Raw genomic sequence first — 21,551 nt, 5'->3', positions numbered from 1 at the left:
GCAGCCCAGCGCCAGCAGGGCGCTAGCTACGAACCTTGGACGGCGAAAGCACCCAGATTTCGCCTTCACGACGGCAATCAACTCCGACCAGACGCGCGAGATGTTCAACGTCGCGCGCTGTCTCACCCGAAAGCCTGACATTGCCAGTAAACGGGAGGGCCGACAACCCGCCCTCCAGCCGGATTTCCGCTCCATTCCGGCGATGGAAGGCGGCAACCACATCGGCCAGCGTCGCCCGATCGAAATCCAGTTCGCCGTTGCGCCAGCCACCGACCGACGCCGCCTTCCACCGCGTGGCAAGACCGCTTGCTTCGTCGATCGTCAAACCCTCGCCAGCGTGGAGGGCGAGGCGGGCGCCATCCGGATCGACCATGACGCTGCCTTCGCTGACCGAAACCATCAGCCGCCCGGCATCGCGCCGGACGTTGAACACGGTTCCGACATCGACAATGCGGTAGCGGCCCGCCTCCACCGTGAAAGGAGCATCGGCGCGATGGCGGACCGCGAACAGCGCTTCGCCACCATCCAGCCGGACAGAGCGTTCACCATCCCCCCGGGCCAGCCGCGTATCGCCATTGAGCACGATCGCGGTGCCTTCAGCGAGGCGCACGGTCTGCATCTTGCCGGCGGCCGTGGCGAAGGTCGTCGGCTGGCGATCACGCGGCAAAACCGTCCATAGCGCCACGCCGGCCAGCGAGGCCGCCAGCACCACTCCAGCGCCCGCGCGCCACCATCCGCGTCTCACCCGCATCGGCGGCGCCGGTACCTTTTCGCCAGACCGTTGGCGCAGAACCGGCGCTTCGGCCAGCAACCGATCCGCCGCCGCCACGCGGTCGAACGCGGCCTGATGCTCCGGTGCGGCTTCCAGCCAGGCGACCAGATCCGCCCAGCGCGCGGCGTCCATCGCGGGCATCTGCACATGCCACGCAATCGCCGCCTCCATTGCCCCGCCCTGGGCCTCGTGCGTTTCAGCGCTCATGGCAATCAACCTCATGCTGGCCGCGCTCCCCTTGCGCGGCAGGTTCCATCACGGGATCGGCAAGACCGGCCACCAACTGGCGGTAAGCCCTTCCCAGCAGTTTCTCGACACCCGACAGGCTCATCCCCAACTCTTGCGCGATCGCCTTTTGCGGCCTTTGTTCCAGGCGGAACATCACCAGCGCGTCGCGCATCCGCTCGGGCATCGCATCCAGCAGGCTTCCGACCCGTTGCAACTCGCCGCGCGCGATCAGACCGCGTTCGGCGTCCGGATACTCCCCGCTTTCGGGCTGCACCGCCTGCCACGCCTTTTCGCGCGCACCGCGGCGGCCCGCGGCGATGCGGCGGTCGGTGGCCAGGTTGCAGGCCATGCGGAACAAGTAGGCGGCCGGATCGGAAATCGGGCCGGGACGCGCATCCTGAAGCCGCAGCCAAAGCTCCTGCGCGGTCTCCTCCGCCTCGTCCCGGTTACCGAGACGGGCAGACAGCAATCGCAGGATCATCGGACGCTGTTCCATGAATACGCGCTCCAGCCCGGCTTCACTCACAGAGGCACCACCCGCTCTATCCGGGCCAGCCGTTCGGGCAGCGCCGCGGCGGCCAGCACGCTGGCTTCGCGAATGCGCGCGTCCGCGATCGTATCGCCATCGAGATGGCCGGCACCGGGATGACACATGACCACATGCATATCCGAAGGCGCGGCAAAAAAGCGCGGCAAAAGCGCGGCATAGTCGGTGGTGAAGTCGTAATGCCCGCCAAAGCTGCGGTTGCTCGCCACGCCGCGCCGGGACAGCAGCCGGCGGAAACCGGCCGCGTGGAGGCTCGATCCGATCGCCTTGTCGATGAACGGCCGGCGGCTCATCGCCCCCAGCCGGTCACCGGGGTTGCGCACCCAGGCGTGCGGCGCATGTTCCAGCACGGCATCGACCACCACTTCGCGCAGGCCCGGATAGACATGGACATGCTGGTGCGCGTCGACGAAATCCGGCGCCGCGCCCCGCACGGCCACGAAGGCCGCGATCTGCGCGTCGATTTCCGCACGGAATTCCGTCAGGTCCAGCTTGCGCCGGTGCGCCATCACCATCAGCGCATCCGCGCCCGGCAAGCGGCCATCGGCATCGGTGCAGGACATCCGCGTGATCGGGCGCTCGCTGGAAAGCGTAAGGTGCAGCCCCACGTGCAGCGGCCCATGGCGCGGATCGCGCACGCGCGCGGCCTCCACCAGCAGGGGTGCATCCTTCTCCCAGTTCGCGAAGGGCACCATGCAACTGACGGCGTTGATGCTGCCCGATGCCGCCAGCGAGGCGATCGTTTCGCTGATCCCGCGCGAGAGCGCGAAATCGTCGGCGCACAGGATGAAGCGCTCAGGCATGGGACAGCTGGCTTTCATGGCGTCTCAACCTCTCACTGCTGAGGGCACGCGCGCGCAGCTTTGCGGCAAGGTATGCGTGGAAGAACGCCTTGCGATTCGCCGCGCGCGAGCAATGGTACAGGATGCGTTCGTGGAAGCGCCATCCCGGTGCCGGGCCGGAGCCGGACCGCTCGAGCGGCGCGCATTCGAAGTGCCGGTGATAGGCGATGCGGCCCTGCTGCTCGATCCGTGCCATGATCTCGTGATCTTCCAGCACCCAGTTCCAGATCTGCGGGTCGAAGCCGCCCACCGCCCGCAGTGCCGACGTGCGGAACACCTGCCCCGCGCCGCCGTTCAGGCACTGCTGCGGCAGCAGCTTCGACGTCAACTCCAGCTTCCATCCCGCGAACCGCCGTTGCCAGCGCGAAGCGCCGGGCGGTTGCGTGGCCGCGACAGCAGCGACCGCGCCCCGGTCCAGCAGACTGGCGGCGCGCGCAAGATAGTCGGGCGGATAGAGCGTATCGGCATCGCACGTGGCGACGAATTCGGTGCCCGCCACCGCGAGGCCGGTCCGCAGCGCGGCAACCTTGCCGGGCTCCTGTTCGACCAGCAATTCTGCCGATACCCCCGCCGCCGCGCACGCCGCCAGCGCCACCGCCCCGCTGCCATCGGTCGAGGCGTTATCCACCAGCACCAGGTGAAACGGAACGTCCTGCCGTGCCAGGCTGGCGATGCAGGATGGCAGATGTGCGCGTTCGTTGAAGAACGGCACGATCACGGTCCAGCGCTCGGCGTGCCAGGCGTGGATGCCGCCCGGCCCTTGCGAAATGCCGCCCATCGCAGCGGGATCGCCCGATGCGTTCATGCCTGCCGTGATGCCCGTCGCGTCTCTCATGCACAGAACTCCCCGTCCGTGCATGAGACGACAGCGGGAGGCCATTCCCGCCTCCCGCGCTTTCAAAATTCGGTCAGATGGGCGCCAACAACGAAGGGGCCGGGGTCAAAGCCCCAGCAGCCTCCGGGCGACGGCGCGCACCTCGTCCGCCATGTCGGGCCGTTCCAGCGACAGCGCCAGCGTGGCCTCGACGAAGCCGGTCTTGCTGCCGCAATCGAAGCGGCGGCCGGCGAAGGTTACGGCATGGAACGGTTGTTGCCCGATCATGGCCGCCATGGCGTCGGTCAGCTGAATCTCGCCACCCGCGCCCTTTTCCTGCCCTTCCAGCGTGCGCATCACTTCCGGCTGGAGGATATAGCGCCCCGAGATGATGAGGTTCGACGGCGCATCCTCGCGCTTCGGTTTCTCGACCAGTCCCTTGACCTCGGTCAGCGTGCCCTGGCGCGCGCCCGGCGCGATTACGCCATAGCTCGAAACTTCCTCTTCCGGCACTTCCAGCACGCTGATGAGGTTGCCGCCCACTTCATGATAGGCATCGACCATCTGCTTCATGCAGCCCGGCGCGCCGATCATCAGTTCATCGGGCAGGAAGATCGCGAACGGTTCGTCGCCCACGATCGCGCGCGCGCACCACACCGCATGGCCCAGCCCCATCGGCACCTGCTGCCGCACCGTGACCAGATTGCCCGGCGGGATGCGCGTGGGTTCCAGCACTTCGAGATTCTTGCCGCGATCGGCCATCGTGCGTTCGAGTTCGAACGCGGTATCAAAGTGCTCGACGATCGAGGTCTTGCCGCGCCCGGTCACGAAAATCATCTGCTCGATGCCAGCTTCGCGCGCCTCGTCGACCGCGTACTGGATCAGGGGCCGGTCGATGATCGGCAGCATTTCCTTCGGGATCGCCTTGGTCGCCGGCAAGAACCGCGTGCCCAGCCCCGCGACGGGAAACACCGCCTTGCGGATCGGCTTGCGTTCGGTCGAACCCTTCATGCTCACTCCTCGATAGCGTTATGGCCGGGGCATCACCCGGAATTGGCCCGACATTGCCATACGACCCGCACTCTTTTGTACACCCCGCGCTTGCTGCGCCAAGGCTTTGCGCCCGCCGGTTCCACCAGGGGCACCAGACGCGGAATGGCTCCGCTACACCCTGCTTATGCGACACGGCCGTGACATAAGGCACAACGAATGTTGCATTGCAATAAAATGAAACGTCTTTTCTTAGCCGGCTGAAAGCGCTGCGATATTCCGTTCGCCGCCTATCGCAGAAGAAGCTTTGACATAGCGTTACCGCCCGCCGGAACGAAAAAGGGAGCCGCAAGGCTCCCTTTCCCGTTTCCATAGCAATCCCGCCCTGCCCGGCTTGCGCCAGCCCCAGGGATAGAGCGCCTTACTTGAGCGCTTCGGCCAGCGTTTCGCCCAGCAGGCTGGGCGAGGGGGACACGCGGATGCCCGCCGCTTCCATTGCCGCGATCTTGCTTTCCGCATCGCCCTTGCCGCCCGACACGATCGCGCCGGCGTGGCCCATGCGGCGTCCCGGAGGCGCCGAGCGGCCCGCGATGAAGCCGGCCATCGGCTTCTTGCGGCCCTTCTTGGCCTCGTCGATCAGGAACTGCGCGGCCTGCTCCTCGGCGTCGCCGCCGATTTCGCCGATCATGATGATCGACTTGGTGTCTTCGTCCGCCAGGAACAGTTCCAGCACATCGATGAAGTTGGTGCCGTTGACCGGGTCACCGCCGATGCCGACCGCGGTGGTCTGGCCCAGGCCGATGTTCGAGGTCTGGAACACCGCCTCATAGGTCAGCGTGCCCGAGCGCGAGACCACGCCGACCGAACCCTTCTTGAAGATGGAGCCGGGCATGATGCCGATCTTGCATTCGTCCGGCGTCAGCACGCCGGGGCAGTTCGGGCCGATAAGGCGCGACTTGCTGCCCGAAAGCGCGCGCTTCACGCGCACCATGTCGAGCACCGGGATGCCTTCGGTGATGCAGACGATCAGTTCCATCTGCGCGTCGATCGCCTCGAGAATGGCGTCGGCCGCGCCCGGAGGCGGCACATAGATGCACGAAGCGGTGGCGCCGGTGGCGGCCTTCGCCTCGGCCACGGTATCATACTGCGGCAGGCCGATGTGGGTGGTGCCGCCCTTGCCCGGGGTCACGCCCGCAACCATCTGCGTGCCGTAGTCCAGCGCCGCCTGGGTGTGGAACGCGCCGGTCTTGCCGGTCATCCCCTGGGTGATGACCTTGGTGTTCTTGTTGACGAGAATGCTCATGGTTCAGGAAACCTTCCGGACTTCTGCCACGATCTTCTGCGCGGCATCGCCAAGGTCGTTGGCGGGAACGATGGGGAGACCCGAGTTGGCGAGGATGTCCTTGCCCTGCTGCACGTTGGTGCCTTCGAGGCGCACGACCAGCGGAACCTGCAGGTTCACTTCCTTCGCTGCGGCCACGATGCCGTCGGCGATGATGTCGCACTTCATGATGCCGCCGAAGATGTTCACCAGGATGCCCTTCACCGCGGGATCGCGGAGAATGATCTTGAACGCCGCCGTCACCTTTTCCGTGGTGGCGCCGCCGCCCACGTCGAGGAAGTTGGCCGGGAACTCGCCGTTCAGCTTGATGATGTCCATCGTCGCCATGGCAAGGCCCGCGCCGTTCACCATGCAGCCGATGTTGCCATCGAGCTTGATGTAGGCGAGGTCGTACTTGCTGGCTTCGATTTCCGCCGGATCTTCCTCGGTCTCGTCGCGCAGCGCGACAACGTCGGGGTGACGGTAGAGCGCGTTCGAATCAAAGCTCATCTTGGTGTCGAGGACGAGCAGGTTGCCGTCCTTGGTTTCCACCAGCGGGTTGATTTCGAGCATGTCGCAGTCCAGCGCCATGAAGGCGTTGTAAAGCTGCTGCGCGATCTTCGCGGCCTGCTTGTTGAGGTCGCCCGTCAGCTTCAGCGCATAGCCCACGGCGCGGCCGTGGTGCGGCATGAAGCCCTGCGCCGGATCGATGGTGATCGTGGCGATCTTCTCGGGGGTCGAATGGGCGACTTCCTCGATGTCCATGCCACCTTCGGTCGAGACGATCATGGCGACACGGCCGGTGGCGCGGTCGACGACCATCGACAGGTAGTATTCCTTGGCGATGTCCACGCCATCGGTCACGTAGAGGCGGTTCACCTGCTTGCCGGCTTCCCCGGTCTGCACGGTCACCAGCGTGTTGCCGAGCATTTCCTTGGCGAAAGCCTCGACTTCCTCGACGCTCTTGGCCAGGCGCACACCGCCCTTGGCATCGGCCGGCAGTTCCTTGAACTTGCCCTTGCCGCGACCACCGGCGTGGATCTGCGCCTTGACCACATACAGCGGTCCGGGAAGCTGCTTGGCGGCAGCGACGGCCTCTTCGACCGTGAGCGCGGCGATGCCGGCGGGAATGCCGACTCCGAACTTCGCCAACAGCTCCTTGGCCTGGTATTCGTGGACGTTCATGATCCCTCCTGGGGTGGAATGGAAACTGCGAATCGGAAGCCCTCTCGGGCCTTAGAGCTTGCTCGTCAACTCCGGGACGATGGAAAAGAGGTCGCCCACGAGGCCGATATCGGCGACCTGGAAGATGGGGGCGTCCTCGTCCTTGTTGATGGCGATGATGGTCTTGGAATCCTTCATGCCGGCCAGGTGCTGGATGGCGCCGGAGATGCCGACGGCGATGTAGACTTCGGGGGCGACGATCTTGCCGGTCTGGCCCACCTGGTAGTCGTTGGGCACATAGCCCGCGTCCACCGCCGCGCGGCTCGCGCCCACGCCCGCGCCCAGCTTGTCCGCCAGCGGCACGATCGTCGCCGCGAACGTCTCCGCGTCCTTCAGCGCGCGCCCGCCCGAGACGATGATCTTGGCCGAGGTCAGTTCGGGACGCTCGCTCTTGGCGATCTCCGAACCGACGAAGCTGCTCGTCCCGGCATCGGCCGCGCCGCCCACCGCCTCGATGGCCGCGCTGCCGCCGTCCGCCGCCGCCTTGGCAAAGGCCGTGCCGCGCACCGTGATCACCAGCTTGGCGTCGCCGCTCTCCACCGTGGCAATGGCGTTGCCCGCGTAGATCGGCCGCGTGAACGTCTTCGGCCCTTCCACCGAGAGAATGTCCGAGATCTGCATCACGTCGAGCAGCGCCGCCACGCGCGGCGCCACGTTCTTGCCCGTCGTCGTCGCCGGCGCCACGAACGCGTCGTAGTCCGCCATCAGACCCGCCACCAGCGGCGCCACGTTCTCCGCCAGCGCGTTGGCCAGGCTCGCGTCATCGGCCGTGAGCACCTTGGCCACGCCCGCGATCCGCGCCGCCGCCTGGGCCACGCCGTCCACGCCCGCGCCCGCCACCAGCAGCGTCACCTCGCCCAGCTGCGCCGCCGCGCTCACCGCCGACAGCGTCGCATCCTTCACCGCCGAACCATCGTGTTCGACCCATACCAGTGCCTTGGTCATCTCAGGCTACTCCCAGTTCCTTGAGCTTGGCCACCAGCGCGTCCACATCGGCCACCTTGATCCCCGCCGACCGCACCGGCGGCTCCGATACCTTCAGCGTCTTCAGGCGCGGGCTCGTGTCCACCCCGTAATCCGCCGGCGTCTTATTCGCGAGCGGCTTGCTCTTCGCCTTCATGATGTTGGGCAGGCTGGCATAGCGCGGCTCGTTCAGGCGCAGGTCCGTCGTCACCACCGCCGGCAGCGCCAGGCGCACCGTCTCCAGACCGCCGTCGATCTCGCGCTTCACCACCACGGCGTCGCCCTCGACCGTCACCTCGTTGGCGAAGGTGCCCTGCGGACGGCCCAGCAGCGCCGCCACCATCTGGCCCACCTGGTTCGAATCGTCGTCGATCGCCTGCTTGCCCGTGATGATCAGACCCGGCGCTTCCTCGTCCGCGATCGCCTTGACGATCTTCGCCACCGCCAGCGGCTCCACCTCGTCGTCCGACTGCACCAGGATCGCCCGGTCCGCCCCCATCGCCAGGGCCGTGCGCAGCGTCTCCTGCGCCTTCGCAGGCCCCACCGATACCGCCACGATCTCCGATACCACGCCCTTCTCCTTCAGGCGGATCGCTTCCTCAACCGCTATCTCGTCAAACGGGTTCATGCTCATCTTCACGTTCGCAAGATCAACACCCGTCCCATCACCCTTCACTCGCGGCTTCACGTTGTAATCAATCACCCGCTTCACGCAGACCAGGGCTTTCATCGCAGCTTTCCTCTCTTCGACGGGCGGCAGGCGCGGCCCCGGATGATTTATTCAAGTTCCAGAATGATGGCGTCCACGGCCAGACTGTCGCCCGCCTTGGCATTGACGGCCTTGACCTTGCCAGCCTTTTCCGCACGCAGGATGTTTTCCATCTTCATCGCTTCGATCACGGCGAGCGGCTGCCCCGCTTCCACCGCATCGCCTTCGCCCACGTTCAGCGCCACGAGCAGGCCCGGCATCGGGCAGACGAGGTACTTGGACATATCCGGCGGCACCTTTTCGATCATGTGCCGCGCCAGATGTGCGATGTGCCCGGGCAGGACCTGGACATCGTGGATCGCGCCACGCGTGGTCAGGCGCAGGCCCGAAGCCTTCGCCTCCACCTTGACGATCAGCGCCTCGCCATCGGCCTCGGCATGGATGATGCGATCGCCCGGCGTGTATTCGAGCGCGAGGTCAATCTCGGCCCCGTCGACCGTAATCGTATCGCCGCCCACTTCCACCGCATGGGTTTCACCGGCGATCTTCACCGCCCACGCCGAAGGGGGATCGAGTTCGTCGCCCAACTGGCCGTCGATCTGACGCGAGCGGTCGGCCCGTGCGGTGGCGAGGAAGCCAGCCAGCCCCGCCAGCGTGCGCTTCAGCGCATCCGACGTCGCCGCGCCGTGGAAGCCTTCGGGATACTCCTCGGCAATGAAGCCCGTGGTCAGCTCGCCCGACCGGAAGCGCGGGTGCTGCATGATCGCGCTGACGAAATCGATGTTGTGGCCCAGCCCCTCGATCTCGAAGGCGTCCAGCGCGGCGATCTGCCGGTCCGCAGCCTCGTCGCGCGTCCGCCCCCAGGTGATCAGCTTGGCGATCATCGGGTCATAGAACATCGAGACTTCGCCGCCTTCATAGACGCCGTCGTCCACGCGCACGCCATCGACGCCGCGCCGTCCGTTGGCCTCGCCATCGTCGGTCCAGCCGGCCAGCGGCGGGTTGTAGCGGACCAGGCGTCCGGTCGAGGGCAGGAAGCCGCGATAGGGGTCTTCGGCATAGACGCGGTTCTCGATGGCCCAGCCGTCGATCTTCACGTCGTCCTGCGTCATCGCCAGCTTCTCGCCATAGGCGACGCGGATCATCTGTTCGACCAGATCGATGCCGGTGATCGCTTCGGTGACGGGATGCTCCACCTGCAGGCGGGTGTTCATTTCGAGGAAGTAGAAGCTTTCGCCCGTCTTGTCCGCGCCCGAAACGATCAGTTCGACGGTGCCGGCCGAATAATAGCCCACCGCGCGCGCCAGCGCGACGCACTGTTCGCCCATCGCCTTGCGCATGCTGGGCGTGACGAACGGCGAAGGCGCTTCCTCCACCACCTTCTGATGGCGGCGCTGGATCGAGCATTCCCGCTCGTTGAGGTAAAGGATGTTGCCGTGCTTGTCGCCGAGGATCTGGATCTCGATGTGGCGCGGATCGAGGATGAACTTCTCGATGAACACGCGATCGTCGCCGAACGAATTGAGGCCCTCGCGCTTCACGCTTTCGAAGCCCTCGCGCACGTCCTTCTCGCTGTAGGCCAGGCGCATGCCCTTGCCGCCACCGCCGGCCGAGGCCTTCATCATCACCGGGTAGCCGATCTCGTCGGAGATGCGCACCGCGTGCTCGGTATCCTCGATCTCGCCCACGAAGCCGGGCACGACGTTGACGCCCGCCTGCTTGGCCAGCTTCTTGGATTCGATCTTGTCGCCCATCGCGGCGATCGCGCCCACCGGCGGGCCGATGAACGCGATGTTCTCCGCCGCCAGCGCCTCGGCGAACGAGGTGCGCTCGGACAGGAAGCCATAGCCCGGATGCACCGCTTCCGCGCCGGTCTGCTTGCACGCCGCAATGATCTTGTCCGCGATCAGGTAGGACTGCGCGGCCGGTGACGGACCGATATGCACCGCCTCGTCCGCCATCTGCACGAACGGCGCCCGCGCATCGGCATCCGAATAGACGGCCACCGTCTGGATACCCATCCGGCGCGCGGTCTTGATGACGCGGCAGGCGATTTCGCCGCGGTTGGCGATGAGGATTTTTTTGAACATGCCTATCTTTCCGTCGCTGGAATTACTGTAATTCAGACCTGTTCGAGGGCCTGCGCCAAATCGGCCACGATGTCGTCGATGTGTTCAATGCCCACCGAGACGCGCACCGTGTCCGGCCCGGCGCCGGCGGCGACCAGTTCTTCCTCGCCCAGCTGGCTGTGCGTGGTCGAGGCGGGGTGGATGATGAGCGAGCGGGTATCGCCGATGTTGGCGAGGTGGCTGAACAGCTTGGCCGACTGGACCAGCTTCACCCCCGCCTCGTACCCGCCCTTCACCCCGAAGGTGAACACCGCGCCGCCCTTGCCGCCGAGGTATTGCCGGGCCAGCTGGTGATAGGGGTCTTCCGGCAGGCCCGCATAGCTCACCCACGCCACCTTGGGATGGTTCTGCAGCCACTGCGCGAGGTGCAGCGCATTGGCGCAATGCCGCTCCATGCGCAGGGCCAGCGTTTCCATGCCGGTCAGCGTGAGGAAGGCATTCATAGGCGCCATGGCAGGGCCAAGATCACGCAGGCCCAGCACGCGGCAGCCGATGATGAAGGCGATCGGGCCGACGGGCTTCAACGCCTCGGTCAGCACTGCGCCGTGGTAGCTGGGGTTGGGCTGGGTGAGCGAGGGGAACTTGTCGCTGGCCGCCCAATCGAACTTGCCCGAATCCACGATCAGACCGCCGATGGAATTGCCGTGGCCGTTGAGGAACTTGGTGCAGGAATGGACGACGATGTCCGCGCCGTGTTCGATCGGGCGACACAGCGCCGGGCTGGCCATGGTGTTGTCCACGATCAGCGGCACGCCCGCCGCATGGGCCACGTCGGCAATCGCCGCGATGTCCTGCACCACGCCACCGGGGTTGGCGAGGCTTTCGATGAACACGCCGCGCGTCTTGTCGGTGATCGCGGCGGCAACGGCGGCTGGATCGTCGGCATCGACGAACACCGCCTTCCAGCCGAACTTGGCGAAGCTGTGCGCGAACTGGTTGAGCGTGCCGCCGTAGAGCTTCTTGGCGGCCACGATCTCGCAGCCCGGCTCCATCAGGGTGTGGAACACGATGAACTGCGCGGCATGGCCCGATGCCACGCCCAGCGCGCCCACGCCCCCTTCCAGCGCCGCGATCTTCGCTTCGAGCGCGGCATTGGTGGGGTTCATGATGCGGGTGTAGATATTGCCGAATTCGGCCAGGGCGAAGAGGTTCGCCGCATGTTCGGCACTGTCGAACACGTAGCTCGCCGTCTGGTAGATCGGCGTGATCCGCGCCTTGGTGGTCGGATCAGGCTCGCACCCGGCATGGACCGTCAGCGTCTCAAGCTTCTGCGTCATGGCATCCTCCTTGGCATAGAGCACAGGACCCTATCACGCCGCTTCGATCTCGCTACCCTGCGGCGGCATGTTGTGGCCCAGCAGCCGCAGCATGTCGGCCGCGCATTCCACCACGTTGGAGCCGGGGCCGTAGATGCCCTGCACCCCCGCTTCACGCAGGAATTCATAGTCCTGCGGCGGGATCACGCCCCCGGCGACGACCTTGATGTCCGCCCGACCGGCGGCCTTCAGGTGCCCGATCAGTTCGGGGATCAGCGTCTTGTGCCCGGCGGCAAGGCTCGATGCCCCCACCGCGTCGACGTCCTTTTCCAGCGCCAGCGCGCAGGCTTCCTGCGGGGTCTGGAACAGGGGACCGCTGGTCACGTCGAAGCCCATGTCGCTGAACGCCGACGCGATCACGTTGGCGCCGCGATCGTGCCCGTCCTGGCCCATCTTGGCGACGAGCATCCGGGGCTTGCGGCCCAGGCGGCGAGTCACGGCCTCGACGCCGTCGAGCACCTGCCGGTAGCGGCTGTCGCCGGCATAGGCCGCGCCGTAGATACCCTTCACCGGGGTCGGCACAGTGCCATGGCGGCCGAAGACGATTTCCATCGCGTCCGAAATCTCGCCCAGCGTCGCACGGTGGCGCGCGGCCTCCACCGCGAGTTCGAGCAGGTTGCCGCCCGTCTTCGCGCCTTCGGTCAACGCATTGAGCGCGGCCCGGCACCGCGTTTCGTCACGCCCGGCGCGCACCGCCTTCAACCGCGCGATCTGCGCTTCGCGCACGGCGTGGTTGTCGACTTCGAGCGTTTCGATCTGGTCTTCGCTGGCAAGGCGATACTTGTTGACGCCGACGATCACGTCCTCACCACGGTCAACGCGTGCCTGGCGGCCGGCGGCGGCTTCCTCGATCATCGCCTTGGGCCAGCCGGCGGCAACCGCCTTGGCCATGCCGCCCTCGCTATCGACGCGCTCGATGATCTCCCAGGCCTTGTCGACCAGTTCCTGCGTCAGCGCCTCGATGTAGTACGACCCGCCCAGCGGATCGACCACCTTGGTCATCCCCGTTTCTTCCTGGATCACGATCTGCGTGTTCCGGGCAATGCGGGCGGAGAAGTCGGTGGGCAGCGCAATCGCTTCGTCCAGCGCGTTGGTGTGGAGCGACTGCGTGCCGCCCAGCATCGCGGCCATCGCCTCGATCGTGGTGCGGATGACGTTGTTGTAGGGGTCCTGCTCCTGCAGAGAGACACCGCTGGTCTGGCAGTGGGTGCGCAGCATCTTGCTGCGTTCGTCCTTCGCGCCCAGTTGCGTCATCACCCGGTGCCACAGCACGCGCGCGGCGCGCAGCTTGGCCACTTCCATGAAGAAGTTCATGCCGATGGCGAAGAAGAACGACAGGCGACCGGCGAACTTGTCGATGTCGAGGCCAGAGGCGACGCCGTACTTCACATATTCCATGCCGTCGGCAATGGTGAAGGCCAGTTCCTGCACCTGCGTCGCGCCGGCTTCCTGCATGTGATAGCCGGAGATCGAGATCGAATTGAACTTCGGCATCTCGCGGCTGGTGTAGCCGAAGATGTCCGAGATGATCCGCATCGAAGGCTCGGGCGGGTAGATGTAGGTGTTGCGGACCATGAACTCCTTGAGGATGTCGTTCTGGATGGTCCCGTCGAGCAGCTTGCGATCGACGCCCTGTTCCTCGCCCGCGACGATGAAGAAGGCGAGGATCGGGATCACCGCGCCGTTCATGGTCATCGACACCGACATCTGATCGAGCGGGATGCCGTCGAACAGGATTTTCATGTCCTCGACGCTGTCGATGGCGACGCCCGCCTTGCCCACGTCGCCCACCACGCGGGGGTGGTCGCTGTCATAGCCGCGATGGGTCGCAAGGTCGAAAGCGACCGACAGGCCCTTCTGCCCGGCGGCCAGATTGCGGCGATAGAACGCGTTCGATTCCTCGGCGGTGGAGAAACCGGCGTACTGCCGGATCGTCCAGGGCCGGCCGGCATACATGCTGGCGCGCACGCCGCGCGTGAACGGGGCAAAGCCCGGCAGGCCCGGATCGACGGTCGCGTCCTCGGCCGTGTAGAGCGGCTTCACGGCAATGCCTTCCGGCGTCTGCCAGGTGAGGTCCTTGCCCTTCACTTCCTTGGCGGCAGCGGCCTGCCAGTCTTCGATATTCACCATGATCTTGTCCCTAGGCCCGTTCGGTTCGAGCGAAGTCGAGAACCCTGCGCGCCCGTGTCTCGACTTCGCTCGACACGAACGGCGTGTGGTCAGTGCGCCCCCTTGGGCGTTTCCATGATCTCGGTCAGTTGCCCGCCCATGTCGCGGGGATGCACGAAGAAGATCAGCGTGCCGTGGGCGCCGATGCGCGGTTCGCCCAGCACGCGCTTGCCCTTGCTTTCGAACCAGGCCTTGGCCGCGTGGATATCCGGCACTTCGTAGCAGAGGTGGTGCTGGCCGCCGAGCGGGTTGGCGGCGAGCCACTTGCCCACCGCGCTGTCCGGGCTGGTCGGCTGGATCAGCTCGATCTGCGTGCCGGCGGTTCCGTCCTCGCCCGGCGTGTTGACGAAGCATACGCGCACCTGCTGGCTTTCCAGCACGAACGGCTCTGTGATGTCCGTCGCCCCCATCACGTCGCGATAGAACGCAATCGAGGCGTCGATGTCGGGCGTTGCCACGCCCACGTGGTTCAGGCGTCCCAGCTTCATGTCACACGCGCTCCACAACCATGGCGATGCCCTGCCCGCCGCCGATGCACATCGTAATCAGGCCGTACTTCCCGCCGGTGCGGGCCAGTTCGTAGATCGTCTTGACCGTCAGGATCGCGCCGGTGGCACCGATCGGATGGCCCAGGCTGATGCCCGATCCGTTGGGATTGGTCTTGGCGGGATCGAAGCCCAGCTCCTTGGCCACGCCACAGGCCTGCGCCGCGAACGCCTCGTTGCTCTCGATCACGTCGATCTGGTCGAGCGTCAGCCCCGCGCGCTTCAGCGCCACGGGCACCGCCTTGACCGGACCAAGACCCATCACGCCCGGTTCCACGCCGGCGTGGCCCCAGCCGAGAATCCGGGCCATCGGCTTGAGGCCCAGTTCCTCGACCGCCTCGCCGCTGGCCAGCACGACCGCGCCAGCACCATCGTTGATACCGCTGGCATTGCCGGCGGTGACAGTGCCATCCTTCTTGAACACCGGGCGCAGCGCGGCCATCGACTCGACACTGGCATCGGCACGGAAATGCTCGTCCGTATCGAACACGGTCACGCCCTTGCGCGTCTTCACTTCGACCGGAACGATCTGCTCCTTGAAGTAGCCCGCCGCCGTAGCCGCCGCCGCGCGCTTATGGCTTTCCACCGCCAGCGCGTCCTGCGCCTCGCGCGTGATCTGGTGGCGTTCGGCCACGTTTTCCGCCGTCACGCCCATGTGGATGTTCTCGAACGGATCGTGGAGCGCGCCGAGCATGGCGTCCATCATCACCTGATCGCCCATCTTCTGCCCGTTGCGCGCCGTCAGCACCATATGCGGCGCGTTCGACATCACTTCCGCACCGCCACCGATGGCAATCCTGTGCTCGCCCAGCGCGATGCCCTGCGCCGCCGAGACGATCGCCTGCAGGCCCGAGCCGCACAGACGGTTGACGTTCATCGCCGGACTTTCGATCGGCACGCCGGCGTTCACCGCCGCAACACGGCTGACATAGGCATCCTTGGGCTGCGTCGGCACCACCGTGCCGATCACCACGTTCTCGATCGTGTCCGGCGCCAGCCCCGCGCGGGCAATCGCCTCCTTGATCACGATAGTACCCAGATCCGCCGGGCGGAACGAGGCGAGACTGCCGCCAAACGTGCCGATGGCCGTGCGCGCGCCGGAAACGATGAAGATGTCGGTCATGGTCGGTCCTCAGCCCAGATCCGCGCTTACAGCGGAATGTTGTCGTGCTTCTTCCAGGGGTTCTCGAGCGCCTTGTTGCGCAGCTTGCGCAGGCCCAGCGCGATGCGGCGGCGCGTGGAGTGCGGGTGAATCACCTCGTCCACGAAGCCCTTGCTGGCCGCCACGAACGGGTTGGCGAAGCGGTCCTCGTATTCCTTGGTCTTGACCGCCTGTTCCTCGGTCGAAAGGCCGCGGAAGATGATCTCGACCGCGCCCTTGGCGCCCATGACCGCGATTTCGGCGGTGGGCCAGGCGTAGTTGAGGTCGCCGCGCAGGTGCTTGGAGGCCATCACGTCGTAGGCGCCGCCATAGGCCTTGCGGGTGATCACGGTGATCTTGGGCACGGTCGCCTCGGCATAGGCGAACAGCAGCTTGGCGCCGTGCTTGATGATGCCGTTGTGCTCCTGGCTGGTGCCCGGCAGGAAGCCCGGAACGTCGACGAACGTCAGGATCGGGATGTTGAACGCATCGCAGAAGCGCACGAAACGCGCCGCCTTCTTCGACGAATTGATGTCGAGCACGCCGGCCAGCACCATCGGCTGGTTGGCGACCACGCCCACCGTCTTGCCCTCGATCCGGCCGAAACCACAGATGATGTTGGCGGCGTGCCTGGGCTGGATTTCGAAGAATTCGCCCTCGTCCACCGTCTTGCGGATCACCTCGTGCATGTCATAGGGCTGCGCGGCGGACGCCGGGATCAGCGTGTCGAGGCTGTGTTCCAGCCGGTCGTAAGGGTCGGACGTCGGCCGTTCCGGCACCGCTTCCTTGTTCGACAGCGGCAGGAAATCGAAGAATTCGCGCGCCTGCAGCAGGGCTTCGATGTCGTTTTCGCAAGCGAGGTCGGCCACCGAAGTCTTGGTGGTGTGCGTCACCGCGCCGCCCAGTTCCTCCTGCGTGACGATCTCGTTCGTCACCGTCTTGACCACGTCCGGCCCGGTTACGAACATGTACGAGCTGTCCTTCACCATGAAGATGAAGTCGGTCATCGCCGGGGAATAGACCGCGCCGCCCGCGCACGGCCCCATGATCAGGCTGAGCTGCGGCACCACGCCCGAAGCCAGCACGTTGCGCTGGAAGATTTCGGCATAGCCACCCAGCGAGGCGACGCCTTCCTGGATGCGCGCGCCGCCGGAATCGTTGAGGCCGATCACCGGCGCGCCGACTTTCATCGCCATGTCCATGATCTTGCAGATCTTCATGGCGTGCCGTTCGGACACCGCGCCGCCGAACACGGTGAAGTCCTGGCTGAACACGAACACCAGCCGGCCGTTGATCGTGCCCGAACCCGTGACCACACCATCGCCGGGGATCACCGTGTCCGGCATCCCGAAATCGACGCAATTGTGCTCGACGTACATGTCGACTTCCTCGAAGCTGCCTTCGTCCAGCAGCACTTCGAGCCTTTCGCGCGCGGTCAGTTTGCCCTTGGCGTGCTGCGCGTCGACGCGCCTCTGCCCGCCGCCCATCCGTGCGGCTTCCCGACGCTTTTCCATTTCGGCGATATTCGCAGACATATCCTCGCCCCAAACTGACCTGATAATCGGCCGCGATGGCGCAAGGGAGCGGCAGAGTCCAATGTTAAGTTGCAAACTTGCAAAGCACGAATTTGCAAATTATCGACCAAAGGATGAGCAAACGCCGCGTCTTTGCCGGAAACCAGCTGCGCACATTGCGAACGCGGCGCGGTTTGTTGCAGACCGCGATGGCGCGCGCGCTGGGCATCAGCGCTTCCTACCTGTGCCAGCTTGAAAACGACGAGCGCCACCTCACCCCCGCGCTGGCCGACCGGCTGCGCGCGCAATTTCCCGTGGACTGGGAAGACCTTGCCCCGGACCGGCAGGATCTGCTGGCCGATGCGCTGCGACAGGCGGTAGCCGATCCGCTGCTGCCCGCCGCGTTGCCCAGCGAACAGATCGAGCGCGTGGCCGAACAGTTCCCCGCCTTCGCCGAACAGTTCGTGCGGATGCACGCCATCCACCGTCGCGACCGGCAGCGGCTGGAAATGCTGGACGAAGCGCTGGGATCGGACAGCGTGGCGGCGGGGATCACCGGTGGCCGCCTGCCGTGGGAGGAAGTGCGCGACTGGTTCCACCTTGCCAACAACTACGTCGATCTGGTCGACCGCCATGCCGAAATCCTGGCGCGGGAACTCGCGCCCGATCAGGCGTCGCCCTCGATCGACCGGATGGAAGCGTGGTTCGCGGCGCGCGGCGTGACCATCGACTACCGGCCGGGCGGCCCCTTGCGGCTGTTCGATCCGGCACAGCGGCGGCTGGTGATCGATTCCAGCCAGCCGGTCGAAAGCAGCCGGTTCCAGATGGCCTACCAGTTGACCGCCATGGCGCTGGAGCAGGACATCGCCGCGATCGTCGAGGACACGTTGCTGGCCAGCGATGCCGCGCGGGAACTGCTGACCGTGGGTCTGGGCAACTACGCCGCCGGCGCGCTGCTGATGCCCTACGAACAGTTCCGCACCGCCGCGCGCGCGCTGCGGCACGACGTGGACCGGCTGCGCCAGGTGTTCGGCACCAGCTTCGAACAGACCTGCCACCGCCTGTCCACGCTGCAACGCCCGCAGGCGCGCGGCATCCCGGTGTTCTTCTGCCGCGTCGACATGGCCGGCAACATCACCAAGCGCCATTCGGCCACGCGCCTCCAGTTCGGCCGGTTCGGCGGCGCCTGCCCGCTGTGGATCGTGCACGAGGCGGTGGCGATCCCCGACCGCATCCACGTGCAGGTGGCCGAGATGCCCGATGGCGTGCGCTATGTCTCGATCGCCAAAGGGCTGGTGAAGCCATCGGCCAGCTTCTACCGCCCGCCGCGCCGCTATGCCGTGGCACTGGGCTGCGAAGCGGCGCTCGCCAGCGAGTTCGTCTATGCCGACGGCCTCAACCTCCAGCGCGACGAGGCGGTTGCGCGGATCGGCGCCTCTTGCCGCATCTGCCCGCGCGATACGTGCGACCAGCGCGCCTTTCCCCCCAGCGACAAGGCGATCATGGTCGATCCCAGCCAGCGCGATCTGGTGCCCTACCGGATCGGGGAATAGCGGCAATCCAGCACCGGCAAATCCGCCACGACACTTGACCGGATTACGAGTTATCAAGACTTGGCCCTTAAATGCGCGGCGAAGGGTGAAATTCGCCATGATCCCAGTGCCTCGCACCGCTCATGCTATCCTGCGTTTTCTTGCGCTGCGACGTATCGTCCTAGGCGATTTGCCCAGCAACCCCGCCCTGCTGGCGTTGCTGTGGGTCGCGACCTCCGTGATCAACGTGATCGATGCGGTTATGATCCGGCGAGACGAATACATCCCGCCCAGCCTGGCCCTGCATTACAGCGGGAGCCTTGTCCTTACCGCACTGATCGCGGCTTGGGCTATCGGACGGCGAACCGATGCGATCCGGCTTGCGATCGCGTTCATGCTCGTGGGCCTCGTGGTGGCCGTTGGCTGGTTCACCATCGCTCTGCTGACGGGGGACGATTCGCAAGCTGGAGAACTTTGCCGCATCGGCCTTGGCCTATGGGCGGGCGCTGCGGCGATCACGCTGCTGCGAAGAGGCTGGGGACAATCCCGATCGCACCGGGGCACGGTGATCGCCCTGATATTCGCCGCGACGGTGGGCTTCATCACTATGGAGATGCCATCGTTCGACAGTTATCTCATGCCGCTATCGCCACAGTTCAGGGAAGCGCGCAACGAGATCGAGGATACCGCCCCCGTCAGTCCCGAGATACTGTGGCCGATGCAGCCCGAACTGGTGGAGGCGACAGCGATATCGTTGCGCCCGCAAGACATGGAACACCCGCCGGTGCGTGTTGTCGCGGTTGCCGCCGGGGGCAGCCAGCAATTGTTCGGTCGAGAGGCGAAGGCGGCTCTTACACTGCTGCGCGGCAGGTTCGGCCCACGTACGCCCGGCGCGTTGCTGTCCAACGCAAGGCTGGATCTGACCCATGTCCCACTCGCAACCAACGCCAATTTTTCGACGCTTCTCCGCCAGGCAACCATGGGCACCGACCTCGATGGTGACCTCATAGTCATCTATCTCGCAGGACATGGCAGCCGCGACGCGGCCCTGCGAACGGATTTGCCCGACTACCAGCCACTAATCCCAATATCGGCGCGAAGCCTGGCGAGATCGCTCGATGAAGCCGGCATTAGGCGGCGGATCGTCATCGTGTCGGCCTGCTATGCGGGGACATGGATCAAGCCACTCGCTTCGCCCGATACCATCGTTATCACCGCAGCCGCAGCCGACCGAACTTCGTTCGGATGCGATGATCGCCGCCAATACACGGTATTCGGCGAAGCATTCATCAGCGGACCGTTGCGTGGCGGAGCGTCGCTTCAGGAAGCATTCGAATATCTCAAGAAGCGCGTGGCGGCAGAGGAGGCCAAGGAAGGAGCGACGCCATCGCTGCCGCAAGCCTATGTCGGCGACCGGATGCGGGAAATATGGGCCGCAGCAAGCAGCGTCGCTGTCGATCGCTAGAGTCGATCAATCCACGTGCCCACCACGCCCCAGCGCCTCCCGCAGCGCGGCTTCATCCAGCTTGCCCTCCCAGCGCGAGACGACCACCGTCGCCACGGCGTTGCCGATGAAGTTGGTCAGGCTGCGGCATTCGGACATGAAGCGGTCGACGCCCAGGATCAGCGCCATGCCCGCCACTGGCAATGAGGGCACGATCGACAACGTCGCCGCCAGCGTGATGAAACCGGCGCCGGTCACCCCCGCCGCGCCCTTGGACGAAAGCATGGCGACACCGAGCAGCAGCACCTGTTGCCCCAGCGTCAGTTCCACGTTGCAGGCCTGCGCGATGAACAGCGCCGCCAGCGTCATGTAGATGTTGGTGCCATCGAGGTTGAAGCTGTAGCCGGTGGGCACGACCAGGCCGACCACCGCCTTGGGGCAGCCGGCGCGCTCCATCTTGTCGATCAGCGCGGGCAGCGCGCTTTCCGACGAGGACGTGCCCAGCACCAGCAGCAGTTCCTCCTTGAGATAGGCGATCAGCCGCAGGATCGAAAAGCCCGCCAGCCGCGCGACAACGCCCAGCACCACCAGCACGAACAGCGCCGAGGTAAGATAGAACGTGAGCACGAGGTGGAAGAGGTTCGCCAGGCTGTCGATGCCATACTTGCCGATGGTGAAGGCCATCGCGCCGAACGCGCCGACGGGCGCCGCCTTCATCACGATCGCCACCAGCCGGAAGAACGCGACCGACACGTCTTCCAGCAGCGCCACCACGCGCTCGCCCCGCGCGCCCGTGGTGGCGAGCGCGATGCCGAACAGGATCGCCACGACGAGGACTTGAAGGATGTTGCCCTCGCTCAGCGACGACAGGAAGGTTTCCGGGATCATCGCCATGAGGAAGCCGGTCACGCTCGCCTCGTGCGCCTTGGCGGCGTAGGCGGCGACCTTGCCGGCATCGAGCGAGGCGGGATCGATATTCAGGCCCGCGCCCGGCCGCACGATGTTGCCCACGATCAGCCCCACGATCAACGCCAGCGTGGAGAAGAACAGGAAATAGGCGAACGCCTTGGCGGCCACCCGGCCGACCGAGGCAAGGTCGCGCATCCCGGCAATACCGGTCACGATCGTCAGGAAGATCACCGGGGCGATCACCATCTTCACCAGCTTGATGAAGGCATCGCCGAGCGGCTTCAGCGCTTCGCCCGTGGCCGGCGCGAAATGGCCGATCAGCACGCCGGCGGCGATCGCGACCAGCACTTGCAGATAGAGGTGCCCATACCAGCGGCGCGGCGCGGCGGGCGCATCGGCCAGCGTTTCGTCGTGAAGTTTCATGGGCACGGACCATTGCCCA

18 protein-coding genes are annotated in these 21,551 nt (G+C 65.8%); 2 read left to right on the top strand and 16 right to left on the bottom strand.

What is annotated here, in order from left to right; translation table 11 throughout:
• Positions 1-22: 22 nt before the first annotated feature.
• From NMD1_RS10690 to NMD1_RS10620, 15 genes are all read right to left on the bottom strand, one after another.
• The gene (locus tag NMD1_RS10690; protein WP_158453941.1) at positions 23-979 is read right to left on the bottom strand and encodes a FecR domain-containing protein; all 957 of its coding nucleotides are present in this window, start codon (positions 977-979) and stop codon (positions 23-25) included.
• Positions 969-1,526, bottom strand: a complete 558-nt coding sequence (locus NMD1_RS10685) for an RNA polymerase sigma factor (RefSeq protein ID WP_255352095.1) — start codon at positions 1,524-1,526, stop codon at positions 969-971. Before NMD1_RS10685 ends, NMD1_RS10690 begins: the two co-directional genes overlap by 11 nt.
• Positions 1,523-2,350, bottom strand: a complete 828-nt coding sequence (locus NMD1_RS10680) for a ChbG/HpnK family deacetylase (RefSeq protein ID WP_158453940.1) — start codon at positions 2,348-2,350, stop codon at positions 1,523-1,525. Before NMD1_RS10680 ends, NMD1_RS10685 begins: the two co-directional genes overlap by 4 nt.
• Positions 2,343-3,224 carry a glycosyltransferase family 2 protein gene (locus tag NMD1_RS10675; protein ID WP_233497520.1) on the bottom strand — a complete coding sequence of 294 codons (882 nt, stop codon included), beginning with the start codon at positions 3,222-3,224 and terminating at the stop codon, positions 2,343-2,345. Before NMD1_RS10675 ends, NMD1_RS10680 begins: the two co-directional genes overlap by 8 nt.
• A gap of 105 nt (positions 3,225-3,329) precedes the next feature.
• Positions 3,330-4,214, bottom strand: coding sequence for a UTP--glucose-1-phosphate uridylyltransferase GalU (galU, locus tag NMD1_RS10670; RefSeq protein WP_124811463.1), 885 nt, complete (start codon positions 4,212-4,214; stop codon positions 3,330-3,332).
• A gap of 400 nt (positions 4,215-4,614) precedes the next feature.
• Positions 4,615-5,496 carry a succinate--CoA ligase subunit alpha gene (gene sucD, locus NMD1_RS10665; protein ID WP_124811464.1) on the bottom strand — a complete coding sequence of 294 codons (882 nt, stop codon included), beginning with the start codon at positions 5,494-5,496 and terminating at the stop codon, positions 4,615-4,617.
• Between the two features lie 3 nt (positions 5,497-5,499).
• Complete coding sequence (gene sucC / locus NMD1_RS10660) at positions 5,500-6,699, bottom strand: ADP-forming succinate--CoA ligase subunit beta (protein ID WP_124811465.1); 1,200 nt, start codon at positions 6,697-6,699, stop codon at positions 5,500-5,502.
• Between the two features lie 51 nt (positions 6,700-6,750).
• Positions 6,751-7,683 carry an electron transfer flavoprotein subunit alpha/FixB family protein gene (locus tag NMD1_RS10655; protein WP_125954731.1) on the bottom strand — a complete coding sequence of 311 codons (933 nt, stop codon included), beginning with the start codon at positions 7,681-7,683 and terminating at the stop codon, positions 6,751-6,753.
• A gap of 1 nt (position 7,684) precedes the next feature.
• Positions 7,685-8,431: an electron transfer flavoprotein subunit beta/FixA family protein gene (locus NMD1_RS10650; protein ID WP_125953194.1), complete on the bottom strand. Its 747-nt coding sequence runs from the start codon at positions 8,429-8,431 to the stop codon at positions 7,685-7,687.
• A gap of 47 nt (positions 8,432-8,478) precedes the next feature.
• Positions 8,479-10,500: an acetyl/propionyl/methylcrotonyl-CoA carboxylase subunit alpha gene (locus NMD1_RS10645; protein ID WP_124810554.1), complete on the bottom strand. Its 2,022-nt coding sequence runs from the start codon at positions 10,498-10,500 to the stop codon at positions 8,479-8,481.
• A gap of 32 nt (positions 10,501-10,532) precedes the next feature.
• Entirely contained in the window at positions 10,533-11,816 is a 1,284-nt protein-coding gene (locus NMD1_RS10640) for an O-acetylhomoserine aminocarboxypropyltransferase (RefSeq protein WP_125954730.1), read from the bottom strand.
• A gap of 33 nt (positions 11,817-11,849) precedes the next feature.
• Positions 11,850-13,985, bottom strand: a complete 2,136-nt coding sequence (gene scpA / locus NMD1_RS10635) for a methylmalonyl-CoA mutase (RefSeq protein WP_125954729.1) — start codon at positions 13,983-13,985, stop codon at positions 11,850-11,852.
• 89 nt (positions 13,986-14,074) lie between these two features.
• Positions 14,075-14,512, bottom strand: coding sequence for a methylmalonyl-CoA epimerase (mce, locus tag NMD1_RS10630; protein WP_125954728.1), 438 nt, complete (start codon positions 14,510-14,512; stop codon positions 14,075-14,077).
• 1 nt (position 14,513) lies between these two features.
• Positions 14,514-15,692 (bottom strand): acetyl-CoA C-acyltransferase family protein, encoded by a 1,179-nt coding sequence (locus NMD1_RS10625; protein WP_125954727.1) that lies wholly within the window; start codon positions 15,690-15,692, stop codon positions 14,514-14,516.
• A gap of 26 nt (positions 15,693-15,718) precedes the next feature.
• Positions 15,719-17,245 carry an acyl-CoA carboxylase subunit beta gene (locus tag NMD1_RS10620; protein ID WP_125954726.1) on the bottom strand — a complete coding sequence of 509 codons (1,527 nt, stop codon included), beginning with the start codon at positions 17,243-17,245 and terminating at the stop codon, positions 15,719-15,721.
• Positions 17,246-17,358: 113 nt separating this feature from the next.
• Between NMD1_RS10620 and NMD1_RS10615 the strand changes: the two genes are divergently transcribed.
• Together NMD1_RS10615 and NMD1_RS10610 are read left to right on the top strand one after the other, a co-directional pair.
• Positions 17,359-18,777 carry a short-chain fatty acyl-CoA regulator family protein gene (locus NMD1_RS10615; RefSeq protein ID WP_124810560.1) on the top strand — a complete coding sequence of 473 codons (1,419 nt, stop codon included), beginning with the start codon at positions 17,359-17,361 and terminating at the stop codon, positions 18,775-18,777.
• A gap of 97 nt (positions 18,778-18,874) precedes the next feature.
• Positions 18,875-20,221: a C13 family peptidase gene (locus tag NMD1_RS10610; RefSeq protein ID WP_125954725.1), complete on the top strand. Its 1,347-nt coding sequence runs from the start codon at positions 18,875-18,877 to the stop codon at positions 20,219-20,221.
• A gap of 6 nt (positions 20,222-20,227) precedes the next feature.
• On the opposite strand, the gene NMD1_RS10605 is transcribed toward NMD1_RS10610, so the two are convergent.
• The gene (locus tag NMD1_RS10605; protein WP_124810562.1) at positions 20,228-21,532 is read right to left on the bottom strand and encodes a dicarboxylate/amino acid:cation symporter; all 1,305 of its coding nucleotides are present in this window, start codon (positions 21,530-21,532) and stop codon (positions 20,228-20,230) included.
• Positions 21,533-21,551: the final 19 nt, after the last annotated feature.

Source organism: Novosphingobium sp. MD-1 (genome assembly GCF_001014975.1).
GTDB lineage: Bacteria > Pseudomonadota > Alphaproteobacteria > Sphingomonadales > Sphingomonadaceae > Novosphingobium.
Note: the sequence above shows the minus strand (reverse complement) of the source record. Positions and strands in the feature narration are given on the sequence as shown.

Bases quoted from the DNA above. Each gene is read 5' to 3' on its own strand.
- NMD1_RS10605 (WP_124810562.1), bottom strand. From the start codon at position 21,532: ATGAAACTTCACGACGAAACGCTGGCCGATGCGCCCGCCGCGCCGCGC.
- scpA (WP_125954729.1), bottom strand. From the start codon at position 13,985: ATGGTGAATATCGAAGACTGGCAGGCCGCTGCCGCCAAGGAAGTGAAG.
- galU (WP_124811463.1), bottom strand. From the start codon at position 4,214: ATGAAGGGTTCGACCGAACGCAAGCCGATCCGCAAGGCGGTGTTTCCC.
- NMD1_RS10640 (WP_125954730.1), bottom strand. From the start codon at position 11,816: ATGACGCAGAAGCTTGAGACGCTGACGGTCCATGCCGGGTGCGAGCCT.
- NMD1_RS10675 (WP_233497520.1), bottom strand. From the start codon at position 3,224: ATGAGAGACGCGACGGGCATCACGGCAGGCATGAACGCATCGGGCGAT.
- NMD1_RS10625 (WP_125954727.1), bottom strand. From the start codon at position 15,692: ATGACCGACATCTTCATCGTTTCCGGCGCGCGCACGGCCATCGGCACG.
- mce (WP_125954728.1), bottom strand. From the start codon at position 14,512: ATGAAGCTGGGACGCCTGAACCACGTGGGCGTGGCAACGCCCGACATC.
- NMD1_RS10610 (WP_125954725.1), top strand. From the start codon at position 18,875: ATGATCCCAGTGCCTCGCACCGCTCATGCTATCCTGCGTTTTCTTGCG.
- NMD1_RS10620 (WP_125954726.1), bottom strand. From the start codon at position 17,245: ATGTCTGCGAATATCGCCGAAATGGAAAAGCGTCGGGAAGCCGCACGG.
- NMD1_RS10690 (WP_158453941.1), bottom strand. From the start codon at position 979: ATGAGCGCTGAAACGCACGAGGCCCAGGGCGGGGCAATGGAGGCGGCG.
- NMD1_RS10645 (WP_124810554.1), bottom strand. From the start codon at position 10,500: ATGTTCAAAAAAATCCTCATCGCCAACCGCGGCGAAATCGCCTGCCGC.
- NMD1_RS10650 (WP_125953194.1), bottom strand. From the start codon at position 8,431: ATGAAAGCCCTGGTCTGCGTGAAGCGGGTGATTGATTACAACGTGAAG.
- sucC (WP_124811465.1), bottom strand. From the start codon at position 6,699: ATGAACGTCCACGAATACCAGGCCAAGGAGCTGTTGGCGAAGTTCGGA.
- NMD1_RS10615 (WP_124810560.1), top strand. From the start codon at position 17,359: ATGAGCAAACGCCGCGTCTTTGCCGGAAACCAGCTGCGCACATTGCGA.
- NMD1_RS10655 (WP_125954731.1), bottom strand. From the start codon at position 7,683: ATGACCAAGGCACTGGTATGGGTCGAACACGATGGTTCGGCGGTGAAG.
- sucD (WP_124811464.1), bottom strand. From the start codon at position 5,496: ATGAGCATTCTCGTCAACAAGAACACCAAGGTCATCACCCAGGGGATG.
- NMD1_RS10680 (WP_158453940.1), bottom strand. From the start codon at position 2,350: ATGCCTGAGCGCTTCATCCTGTGCGCCGACGATTTCGCGCTCTCGCGC.